This is a genomic window from Streptomyces sp. NPDC087787, assembly GCF_044743035.1.
Taxonomy (GTDB): Bacteria; Actinomycetota; Actinomycetes; order Streptomycetales; family Streptomycetaceae; genus Streptomyces.
Window position 1 is genome coordinate 91,925 of the sequence record NZ_JBIUVQ010000011.1, and the last position, 11,283, is coordinate 103,207.

Consider the following 11,283-nt stretch of genomic DNA (forward strand, 5'->3'; position numbering starts at 1 on the left):
TCTGATATTTTGCGCCTTTTGGGTGAGAGGTTCCCGCTGCGCCGGCAGTGCCCCGCGTAGCGCGGTGACGTCACTCCTTTGCCGGACATTCCGAGGCCGCTGCCAGGGCTGATGTCACGGATGGTTGTCGAGGTATCAGCACAGAGTCACCATCTTTTCTTCGCTGTGCGGCCAGGCGGTCAACGGGGTGAAGCCCCGGTGGCCGCACTCGCCGAAGACCGTGACCGGCGCGCCGCCCGACAGGGCGACCAGCCGCCACAGGCCCGGACGCGTCCGGGCCGCGCGCGTGAGGGGCAGCGCGGAGTCGGAGGCGGCGTCGGCCAGCTGCCAGGACTCTCCGTCCGGGACCGGAACGACCTCCCGCAGTGTCGCCGGAACCGACTCCAGCCACGGATCGTCCCGCAGCGCCGCGCCGTAGCGGGCCGCCGCCTCCGCCGTCGTCACACCGGGTGGACGGATCGGGGTGGGCGCCGGGGACGCGAACCGCTCGCCCAGGACCGCCCGCGGCTGTCCCGAGCCCGGCTGGGAGGACACCTCGGCCTCCAGGGCCAGACCCACCGGCAGTGCGAGCTCCGGGGCCCGGCCCGCCGCGCCGTAGGAGAGCAGCAGAGCCGTACGCCCGGAGTCGGTGCCGTGCAGCCAGATCCTGCGCGTGGTCAGCCTGGCGTCCGCGGTGTCGTACTGGGCGAGGACGAGCCAGCGGTCCCGCACCGCGGGCCCCTCCGCGGAGACGGGCAGGCCCACCCGGGAACGGACCGTCGCCGACAACGCCTCGGGCAGCCGCTCGCGGCCCAGCCAGCCCCGGCCCAGCAGGTGCAGCAGTGCGCACTCCTCCAGCAGCCGCACCGGCCAGCCCGGCCCCGACGACGGCACGGCCCCCAGCTCCCGCACCCGGCCCGCCAGCCCGGGAGCCTGCGCGTCGACCATGCGGGCCGCCGTCTCCTCCCACAGTCCGTACCCCGCCTGTTCGGCCGGGGCCAGACCACCGCGCAGCAGGTCGGCCAGGCGCTGCTCCAGCTCCGTCACCCCCGCGGTGATCCGCTCGGCCCGGCGCTCCGCCCTGCGCAGCGCCGCCCACGGATCAGCGGAACCGGAGGCCGGGCCCGCGGCCCCCTCCGACCGCTTGCGCGCCGTCCGCTCCCCGCGGGCCGCCAGCCACTGCCCGGCCCAGTCGGGCGCCCGCCCGGACGGCACCGCGCCGTCGTCGCCCGTCCACAACAGCAGCAGGCCGAGCGCGTGTTTGCACGGGAACTTCCGGCTCGGGCAACTGCACTTGTACGCCGGCCCGGCACCGCCCGCGAGGTCGACGACCGTCTGATACGGCCTGCCGCCGCTGCCCTTGCACAGTCCCCACACCGCCCCCTTGTCGGAACACCCCGCCTCCAACCACGGCCCGGCCGCGCCGAGTTTGCTTCCCGCTTTGCGCGACGCGGCGTCAGGCGCCAGTGACAGCACCTGGTCCGCGCTCCAGCGCACCCCCTGCTGAGTCATGCCGTCGAAGGTAGACGCTGCCACTGACAGCCGACCTGGCGAGCTGGTTTGCGCAGGTCAGAACGCGTTGTCAGTGCCGTGGTGCACGGTTGGTGACAGATCCGAACCGGCCGAGCTGGAGGGGGCCTCAGCCATGTCTGTGTCCGTCGAACCGACACCCGTCGCACCGCGCAAGAACCACTCCGCGCCCGCGAACGCACCGGAGGCGCAGGCGCTGCGCCCGCACGCCGAGCACGCCTTCGCGGCCGAACTGGCGGCGCTCGCCGCACACGACGACCGTCCGCGCCCCGCCCGCTGGAAGCTGTCGCCCTGGGCCGTCGCCACCTACCTCCTCGGCGGCACGCTGCCGGACGGCACGGCGATCACACCGAAGTACGTGGGCCCCCGCCGCATCGTCGAGGTCGCGGTCACGACCCTCGCCACCGACCGCGCCCTGCTCCTGCTCGGCGTGCCGGGTACGGCGAAGACGTGGGTGTCCGAGCACCTGGCCGCCGCGGTCAGCGGCGACTCGACCCTGCTGGTCCAGGGCACGGCCGGCACCCCGGAGGAGGCGATCCGCTACGGCTGGGACTACGCGCGGCTGCTGGCGCACGGCCCGAGCCGCGACGCCCTCGTGCCGAGCCCGGTCATGCGGGCCATGGCGCAGGGCATGACCGCCCGGGTCGAGGAGCTGACCCGCGTCCCGGCCGACGTGCAGGACACGCTGATCACGATCCTGTCCGAGAAGACGCTGCCGATACCGGAGCTGGGCGAGGAGGTGCAGGCGGTCAGCGGGTTCAACCTGATCGCCACCGCCAACGACCGCGACCGCGGGGTCAACGACCTGTCCAGCGCCCTGCGCCGCCGGTTCAACACGGTGGTGCTGCCGCTGCCGGAGAGCGCCGAGGCCGAGGTCGACATCGTCGCGCGCCGCGTCGACCAGATCGGCCGCTCCCTCGACCTGCCGGGCGTCCCGGACGGGGCCGACGAGATCCGCCGCGTCGTGACCGTCTTCCGTGAACTGCGCGACGGCGTCACCACCGACGGCCGGACGAAGCTGAAGTCGCCCAGCGGCACCCTGTCCACCGCCGAGGCGATCTCGGTGGTCACCGGCGGCCTCGCGCTGGCGGCCCACTTCGGCGACGGCGTGCTGCGGGCCGGTGACGTGGCCGCCGGCATCCTCGGCGCCGTCGTCCGCGACCCGGCGGCCGACCGCGTCGTCTGGCAGGAGTACCTGGAGACCGTCGTCCGCGAGCGCGACGGCTGGAAGGACTTCTACCGCGCCTGCCGGGAGGTGAGCGCGTGAGCGCCACCGGACGGCCGGCCCACGCCGGACTCCCGCCGGCCGGCACGGCCCGCGCCGACGACGAGCCCAGCTGGACCGGGGGGCGAGGACGACGGAGGACGAGGAGGGGACGGCGTGAGGGGAGTTGAGGAAGCCGGGGGACGGCCGCACGGCGCGGGGCCGCTGCTGCTCGGGGTCCGGCACCACGGGCCGGGATCCGCACGTGCGGTGCGGGCCGCGCTGGAGGCGGCACGGCCGCGGGTGGTGCTGATCGAGGGCCCGCCGGAGGCGGACGCGCTGATCCGGCTCGCCGCCGATCACGACATGCGGCCGCCCGTCGCGCTCCTCGCCCACGCGGTGGACGAGCCCGGCCGTTCGGCGTTCTGGCCGCTGGCCGGTTTCTCGCCCGAGTGGGTCGCCATCCGCTGGGCACTGGAGCACGACGTCCCCGCCCGCTTCATCGACCTGCCGGCCGCGCACACCCTCGCGTGGGGCAGGGGCGACGCCGGCCCGCCCGCGGACGGCGGCGCCGACGCGGAGGGCTCCGCGGTGGAGGGGACCGCGGAGCCCCCGGCGGAGGCGTGCGCGGCCGAGGCCCCGGTGCGCGTCGACCCGCTCGCCGCGCTCGCCGAGGCCGCCGGGTACGGCGATCCCGAGCGCTGGTGGGAGGACGTGGTCGAGCACCGGGGCGCCGGTGAGGGCGACACGTTCGCCCCGTTCCTGGTGCTGGAGGAGGCCATGGACGCGCTGCGGGAGGCGTACGCCGGCGGGGAGGACCACCGGGATCTTGCCCGTGAGGCGTACATGCGCCTCCAAGTGCGCGCCGCACAGCGCGAGTTCGGGGACGGTGTCGCCGTGGTGTGCGGGGCCTGGCACGTCCCCGAGCTCCGGCGGAAGGCGACCGTCGCCGCCGACCGGGCCCTGCTGAAGGGCCTGCCCAAGGTCAAGGCGGACATGACCTGGGTGCCCTGGACCCACCGCCGGCTGTCCCGGGTCTCCGGCTACGGCGCGGGCATCGACTCGCCCGGCTGGTACGCCCATCTGTTCGACGCGCCCGACCGGCCCGTCGAGCGGTGGCTGACCAAGGTGGCCGGACTGCTGCGTGAGGAGGACCGGATCGTCTCCTCCGCGCACGTCATCGAGGCGGTGCGGCTGGCGGGGACGCTCGCCGCGATGCGCGGCCGCCCGCTGCCGGGCCTGGGCGAGACGACGGACGCGGTGCGCGCCGTGATGTGCGACGGCTCCGACGTGCCGCTCGCCCTGGTGCACGACCGGCTGGTGGTCGGGGACGTGCTGGGCGCGGTGCCGGAGGCGGCGCCCGCGGTGCCGTTGCAGCGTGATCTGGCCCGGCTGCAACGGCGGTTGCGGCTCAAACCGGAGGCGCCGGAGCGGGAGCTGGAGCTCGACCTGCGCAAGGAGACCGACGCCGGGCGCAGCAGGCTGCTCCACCGGCTGCGGCTGCTGGGCGTGGGCTGGGGGGAGTCCACGGCCTCGCGGGGCAGCACCGGTACGTTCCGCGAGACCTGGCGGCTGCGCTGGGAGCCGGAGCTGTCGGTGCGCGTCGCCGAGGCCGGGGTGTGGGGGACGACCGTACTGGCCGCCGCGACCGCCAGGGCGGAGGCGGACGCCGCGGCCGCACAGGCCCTCGCCGAGGTCACCGCGCTCGCGGAGCGCTGCCTGCTCGCCGAACTGCCCGACGCGCTGCCCGTGGTCATGCGCGCGCTCGCCGACCGGGCGGCGCTCGACGCGGACGTCGGACACCTCGCCCAGGCGCTGCCGGCCCTGGTCCGCTCCCTGCGTTACGGGGACGTGCGCGGCACGGACACCGAGGCGCTGGCCGGGGTGGCGGCCGGCCTGGCCGAGCGGATCTTCGTCGGCCTGCCCCCGGCCTGCGTCGCACTGGAGGCGGACGCGGCCGAGGAGATACGGCGCCATGTGGACGCGGTGCACGGCGCGGTCGCCCTGCTCGACGACACCCCCGAGGGTGGACACGGCGGCCTGCGCGCCCGCTGGCACACCGTGCTCCGGACCCTTTCCGGACGGGACACCGTCGCCGGGGTGCTGCGGGGACGCGCGGTGCGGCTGCTGCTTGACGACGGGGAGGTCGAGCAGGAGCAGGCGGCGCGCCTCATGGGCCTCGCGCTGTCGCCGGGCACGCCGCCGGCCGACGCGGCCGCGTGGATCGAGGGCTTCGTCGGCGGTGGGGGCGGGACGCTGCTCGTGCACGACGAGCGGCTGCTCCAACTGGTCGACGACTGGCTCACCGGCGTGCCGGCGCAGGCGTTCACGGACGTGCTGCCGCTGCTGCGGCGCACCTTCTCGGCGTACGAACCGGGTGTGCGCAGAACGCTCGGCGAGCTGGTCCGGCGCGGTCCGGGGCAGGGCGGCGGCGGGGCCGGGGGTCCGACGGGCGGTGTGCCCGGGTTCGCCGAGGAACCCGACCAGGAGCGCGCGGACGCCGTACTACCCGTGCTGCGGCTGCTGTTGGGCCTCGACGGACCCGGCTCCGGCGGGGAGAAGCCCGGCAACGAGCTCGCGGAGGTGGCGGGATGACCGTGGGAGAGGGATACGACGTGACGGACGCGGGCCAGGAGCGGCTGCGGCGCTGGCGGCTCGTGCTCGGCGGCGGCCCGGCCGACGGCACCGGATGCGCGCTGTCGGGGCGGGACGCGGCGATGGACGGGGCGCTCGCCGCGCTCTACGGAAAGGGGGACAAGCCGCCGGCGGGACGGACGGGGCGGGACCGCTCGGCGGGACTGGGAGGCTCGGCGCCCTCGGTGGCGCGGTGGCTCGGGGACATCCGGAAGTACTTCCCCTCCTCCGTGGTGCAGGTCATGCAGCGGGACGCCATCGACCGGCTCGGGCTGGCCTCGCTGCTCCTTGAGCCGGAGATGCTGGAGGCGGTGGAGGCGGACGTGCACCTCGTCGGCACCCTGCTCTCGCTCAACAAGGCGATGCCGGAGACGACGAGGGAGACGGCCCGGGCCGTGGTGCGCAAGGTCGTCGAGGACCTGGAGAAGCGGCTGGCGACCCGCACCCGGGCCACGCTCACCGGCGCCCTCGACCGCAGCGCGCGGGTCAGCCGGCCGCGCCACCACGACATCGACTGGAACCGCACGATCGCGGCCAACCTCAAGAACTACCTTCCGGAGTACCGGACGGTCGTGCCCGAGCGGCTGATCGGCTACGGCCGCGCGTCGCAGTCGGTGAAGAAGGAGGTCGTCCTCTGCGTCGACCAGTCGGGGTCGATGACGGCGTCCGTCGTGTACGCCTCCGTGTTCGGAGCGGTGCTGGCGTCCATGCGGTCCGTCAGCACTCGGCTGGTCGTCTTCGACACGGCCGTCGTCGACCTCACCGACCAGCTCGACGACCCGGTGGACGTGCTCTTCGGCACCCAGTTGGGCGGCGGCACGGACATCAACCGGGCGCTGGCGTACTGCCAGTCGCGGATCACCCGGCCCGCTGAGACGGTGGTCGTGCTGATCAGCGACCTGTACGAGGGAGGCATACGCGACGAGATGCTGAAGCGGGTCGCCGCGATGAAGGCGTCCGGAGCGCAGTTCGTGACGCTGCTCGCGCTCTCCGACGAGGGCGCGCCCGCCTACGACCGTGAGCACGCGGCTGCTCTCGCGGCGCTCGGGGCACCGGCGTTCGCCTGCACGCCCGACCTGTTCCCGGAGGTGATGGCGGCGGCGATCGAGAAGCGTCCGCTTCCGATACCGGACGCCGTGTGACATTGGCCGCCCACCGGTGGGAGAGGGCTTGCGCACCCTCGGGAGCGCCGTGCGAGGATCGACGCCCCAACATCCTTGTCGCCGTACGGGAAGAACCGCCCCCTCTTGACCTGGCCAGCACCCCTGCCCGGTGCCGCTCTACGCGCGACGCGTACGGCGGCCGGACGGCATGCGTTGCAACTGGGGCTACTGGTGGGGCTGTTGTTCGCCCTCGGACTCGTCTGCGGGCAGCAGGCGAGTGCGGTGGAGGGCGGACCGGCAGCACGGTTGACCGAGACGGTGACCGCGGCGGTGCGGGCACCCGCGTCCTCGCCTTCGTCCGGCGTCCAGCCCGTCGTCGAGCGCGTGATGCGGCCGGTTGCCGCGCCGGTTGCCGGGTCCGTCGTCGAGCGTGTCGTGAAGCCGGTTGCCGAGCCCATCGCTCAGCCCGTCGTCGAAGGTGTCGTGCGGCCGGTGGCCGAGCCGGTCGTCGACTCGGTCGTTCGGCCCGTCGTGAAGCCCGTCGTCGAGCCCGTCGTGGGCGTGGTGACCGGGTCTGCCGTCCGGCCGGTTGTGCAGCCGGTCGGGGACGTGGTCGGTGCTGTGGTGGGCGGGGCGGCCGGGGCGGGGCCCGAGGTACCGGTGGTGCCTGCCGTGCCTGCCGTGCCTGCCGTGCCTGGCGTGCCCGTGGTGCCCGGCCTTCCGGCGCCGTCGCCGTTGCCGTCGGAGCCGCAGTCGGGGCCCGTTGCCCCGGCTCGGGAGGTTCAGTCGCGGCAGCCGACCGGGAGCCCGGGCCCGACCACGGCCAAGGTGCACACCGGAACGCCCAACGCCCGTACGGGGCATGGCGTCACCGCGCCGTCCACCCCCTACGGCCCCCGCTGCGCCGGCGCGACTGCCGGGCTCGGCGGCGCCACCGTGCGCGTACAGACCCACTCCGCACCCAGGGCCGGCCACGTCGCCCCGCCCACCCGGCTCCCCGCGCGGCACGGCCCCGCCGGTGGCGCGGACGGGGTGCTCGGCGACCACGCGGCGGCCGGCTCCGGCAGCTCGCGGCACGGCGACGCGCACGCCGTCACGCTGCCCGAGCGGGCTCCGCTGCGGCTGGTGCCCGGCGCCGCCGCCCGGACCGCCGAGGCCGGCACCCGGGACCGGTACCAGGCCGTCCCCGTCTTCCCCGGCTGACCGGACACGGAGAGCACCCGACTCCGCGGGCCCGGTGGACCCGGACGGCTGAAAGCCGTCGGTCCGTCCGGCCGTGCCGCACGGGACCTCGCGGAAGGGCAGGCCGGTTCCCATTGGGGTGGGGATCACCCGCCCGGGCCCTTCGGGGCTGTACGAGGGGGCCTCACCCGGTGAACCCCAGCCGGTGAGGCCCCCGCTCAAACGGCACGCCGTGCCACAGAGTGCGGCATCATGTGACAGGTATCACCGCTCAGGTGTGACCCTCGATTTAGGACACCCCCGTAAGCGGGGATAACCTGCGAGACGGACATGCCGCGCGCTCGGACACCGTGTGCGCCTTCCCTGTGACCCAGAGCGGACGTCACGTTGCCCTTCGCGGCACGCCCACGCATCCAACGAACCGCGAGATCACTGATAGGGACGGAAGCGCGTGGACCTGTTCGAGTACCAGGCGAGGGACCTCTTCGCCAAGCACGGTGTACCGGTGCTGGCCGGTGAAGTCATCGACACGCCTGAGGCGGCGCGCGAGATCACCGAGCGGCTGGGCGGCAAGTCGGTCGTCAAGGCCCAGGTGAAGGTCGGTGGCCGCGGCAAGGCCGGTGGTGTCAAGCTGGCCGCCACTCCGGACGAGGCCGTCGCGCGCGCGACGGACATCCTCGGCATGGACATCAAGGGCCACACGGTCCACAAGGTCATGCTCGCCGAGACCGCCCCGGAGATCCTCGAGGAGTACTACGTCTCCTTCCTCCTCGACCGTGCCAACCGCACCTTCCTCTCCATCGCCTCCGTCGAGGGCGGCATGGAGATCGAGGAGGTGGCGGCCACCCGCCCCGAGGCCGTCGCGCAGATCGCGATCGACGCCATCGACGGTGTGGACCGGGCGAAGGCCGAGGAGATCGTGGCCGCGGCCAAGTTCCCGGCCGAGGTCGCCGACAAGGTCGCCGACGTCCTGGTCAGCCTCTGGGAGGTCTTCGTCAAGGAGGACGCCCTCCTGGTCGAGGTCAACCCGCTCGCGAAGGTCGCCTCCGGTGACGTCATCGCCCTCGACGGCAAGGTGTCGCTGGACGAGAACGCGGAGTTCCGTCACCCCGAGTTCGACGAGCTGCACGACAAGGCCGCCGCGAACCCGCTGGAGGCGGCTGCCAAGGAGAAGAACCTCAACTACGTCAAGCTCGACGGTGAGGTCGGCATCATCGGCAACGGCGCGGGTCTGGTCATGTCGACCCTGGACGTCGTCGCCTACGCCGGTGAGGCCCACAAGGGCGTCAAGCCGGCCAACTTCCTCGACATCGGTGGCGGTGCCTCCGCCGAGGTGATGGCGAACGGCCTGGAGATCATCCTGGGCGACCCGGACGTGAAGTCCGTGTTCGTCAACGTGTTCGGCGGGATCACCGCGTGCGACGCGGTCGCCAACGGCATCGTGCAGGCTCTGGAGCTGCTCGAGTCCAAGGGCGAGGAAGTCACCAAGCCGCTGGTGGTGCGTCTGGACGGCAACAACGCCGAGCTGGGTCGCCAGATCCTGGACGACCGCAACCACCCGCTGGTGCAGCGGGTGGACACCATGGACGGCGCGGCCGACAAGGCCGCCGAGCTGGCTGCTGCCGCGAAGTAAGGGACGAGGTCACACAACACCATGGCTATCTTCCTCACCAAGGAATCCAAGGTCATCGTCCAGGGCATGACCGGCTCCGAGGGCCAGAAGCACACGCGTCGCATGCTGGCCTCGGGCACGAACATCGTCGGTGGCGTGAACCCGCGCAAGGCGGGCCAGAGCGTGGACTTCGACGGCACCGAGGTACCGGTCTTCGGCACCGTCAAGGACGCCATCGACAAGACCGGCGCCGACGTCACGGTCATCTTCGTGCCGGAGAAGTTCACCAAGGACGCGGTGATCGAGGCGATCGACGCCGAGATCCCCCTCGCGGTGGTCATCACCGAGGGCATCGCGGTGCACGACACGGCCTCCTTCTGGGCGTACGCCGGGAAGAAGGGCAACAAGACGCGGATCATCGGCCCGAACTGCCCGGGTCTGATCACGCCGGGTCAGTCGAACGCGGGCATCATCCCGGCCGACATCACCAAGCCGGGCCGCATCGGTCTGGTGTCGAAGTCGGGCACGCTGACGTACCAGATGATGTACGAGCTGCGGGACATCGGCTTCTCCACCTGCGTCGGCATCGGCGGTGACCCGATCATCGGGACCACGCACATCGACGCGCTGAAGGCGTTCCAGGACGACCCCGACACCGACCTGATCGTGATGATCGGCGAGATCGGCGGCGACGCGGAGGAGCGGGCGGCGGCGTTCATCAAGGAGAACGTGACCAAGCCGGTCGTCGGCTACGTCGCGGGCTTCACCGCGCCGGAGGGCAAGACCATGGGCCACGCGGGCGCCATCGTCTCGGGTTCCTCCGGCACCGCGCAGGCGAAGAAGGAGGCCCTGGAGGCCGCGGGCGTCAAGGTCGGCAAGACCCCGACCGAGACGGCCAAGCTGGCCCGCGCCATCCTCGGCAGCTGAGCACCGGCCGCCCTCGGCGGCTCAGTTCTCCTGAGCCGGCCCGGTGGGCCCGTCCCCGGATGGGGGCGGGCCCACCGGCGTTTCCGGCGGGCCCACCGGCGTTTCCGTGCACGGACCGGCCGCACGGGTGGAGGGCCGGGTCATCTGGCGCCCGGAGTCAGCCGCTCCGGTCCGCCCGCCGCCACCTTCCTCAGCTCGGCGCGCAGCTTGAGCGCCTCCGGCGGGAGCGGGCCGAGCATGCCCTGCACCGGCAGCCCGTGGATCGCGTGTCCGGGGGACACCGGGGCCAGGTAGTGCGTGGGCGCGGTGCGCAGGGTGAGCGTCGTCGCACCGATGATGGTGGCCGTGAAGGCGATGGCGGACCGGGTCCAGAACCGGGTCCGGCGTTCCCCGGTCGCGCGCACGCCCGCCGGCTCGCCCGCCCCGAGACGTTCCGTCGAGGCCAGGCGGACCAGCCGCCGGTGCAGCTCCGCGGGGTCGGCCAGCTCGGGGAGCTGCGCGGCGAGCGCCTCGCGCGCGTGCATCAGCCGGTTCGCCGCGGCCGGAGTGCTCGCCTCCGTCTCCGCCGCCGTCTCGGGCAGATCGAGACCGACACCGTCGTAGAGCACGAGGGTGCGCCGGTACGACGGCGGGATCAGCAGCAGGGCGCTCTGCAGCGCGCGGTCCGCGGGGTCGGACGGCGGGTCGGGGGTGCGGCCCCGCCGGCGGAAGCGGTGCCAGGGGGACAGCGCGCACTCGTACACCGTCGCCCGCATCCAGCCCGCCGGGTCCCGGTCGTGCGCGACCTCCGGCCAGCGCTGCCAGGCCAGTTGGAAGGCCTGTTCCACGGACTCACGGGCCCGCTCGTGCCGGCCCGTGAGCAGATAGGCCTGCCGGACGAGGGCGGGGGCGCAGAACGCGTACAGCGCGTCGAAGGCCTGAGCGGGCGTCAGCGGGGTGCCCGTCTCGTCGACGGCCTGATCCCGCGTCAGGGAGGCGTTCGCGCCGGAGCGCCGGTCCTCCGTGGGGGATGGCAGCGGGTTCGCATGACTGTGCGTCATGATGCGTCCCTCCGTGTAAATAGGCACATAATCGTATATTGGGTGACACGGCGGAGGTTCGCCTGTTGCGCC

Annotated in this window: 8 protein-coding genes; 6 read left to right on the top strand and 2 right to left on the bottom strand. The window is 73.6% G+C overall.

The genetic code is table 11. The annotated features are described in order from the left end of the window. Positions 1 to 135: 135 nt before the first annotated feature. Entirely contained in the window at positions 136 to 1,491 is a 1,356-nt protein-coding gene (locus ACIOWN_RS18930) for an SWIM zinc finger family protein (RefSeq protein ID WP_401982827.1), read from the bottom strand. A gap of 133 nt (positions 1,492 to 1,624) precedes the next feature. Here ACIOWN_RS18930 and ACIOWN_RS18935 point away from each other — a divergent pair, with 133 nt between their 5' ends. The 6 genes from ACIOWN_RS18935 (at position 1,625) to sucD (ending at position 10,171) form a co-directional block, all read left to right on the top strand. Next, on the top strand, positions 1,625 to 2,776 hold the full coding sequence (locus tag ACIOWN_RS18935) for an AAA family ATPase (protein WP_362346527.1): 1,152 nt from the start codon (positions 1,625 to 1,627) through the stop codon (positions 2,774 to 2,776). A 114-nt stretch (positions 2,777 to 2,890) separates the two neighbouring features. Then, a complete protein-coding gene (locus tag ACIOWN_RS18940) occupies positions 2,891 to 5,308 on the top strand; it encodes a DUF5682 family protein (protein ID WP_362346526.1) in 2,418 nt (805 codons plus the stop codon). Further along, positions 5,305 to 6,489, top strand: a complete 1,185-nt coding sequence (locus tag ACIOWN_RS18945) for a VWA domain-containing protein (RefSeq protein ID WP_401982829.1) — start codon at positions 5,305 to 5,307, stop codon at positions 6,487 to 6,489. Before ACIOWN_RS18940 ends, ACIOWN_RS18945 begins: the two co-directional genes overlap by 4 nt. A gap of 105 nt (positions 6,490 to 6,594) precedes the next feature. Further along, a complete protein-coding gene (locus tag ACIOWN_RS18950) occupies positions 6,595 to 7,653 on the top strand; it encodes a hypothetical protein (protein WP_401982830.1) in 1,059 nt (352 codons plus the stop codon). 430 nt (positions 7,654 to 8,083) lie between these two features. Further along, complete coding sequence (gene sucC / locus ACIOWN_RS18955) at positions 8,084 to 9,265, top strand: ADP-forming succinate--CoA ligase subunit beta (protein ID WP_100569831.1); 1,182 nt, start codon at positions 8,084 to 8,086, stop codon at positions 9,263 to 9,265. A 21-nt stretch (positions 9,266 to 9,286) separates the two neighbouring features. Then, a complete protein-coding gene (gene sucD, locus ACIOWN_RS18960; RefSeq protein WP_362346520.1) occupies positions 9,287 to 10,171 on the top strand; it encodes a succinate--CoA ligase subunit alpha in 885 nt (294 codons plus the stop codon). 140 nt (positions 10,172 to 10,311) lie between these two features. On the opposite strand, the gene ACIOWN_RS18965 is transcribed toward sucD, so the two are convergent. Next, complete coding sequence (locus ACIOWN_RS18965) at positions 10,312 to 11,211, bottom strand: RNA polymerase subunit sigma-70 (protein WP_362346518.1); 900 nt, start codon at positions 11,209 to 11,211, stop codon at positions 10,312 to 10,314. Positions 11,212 to 11,283 lie beyond the last annotated feature (72 nt).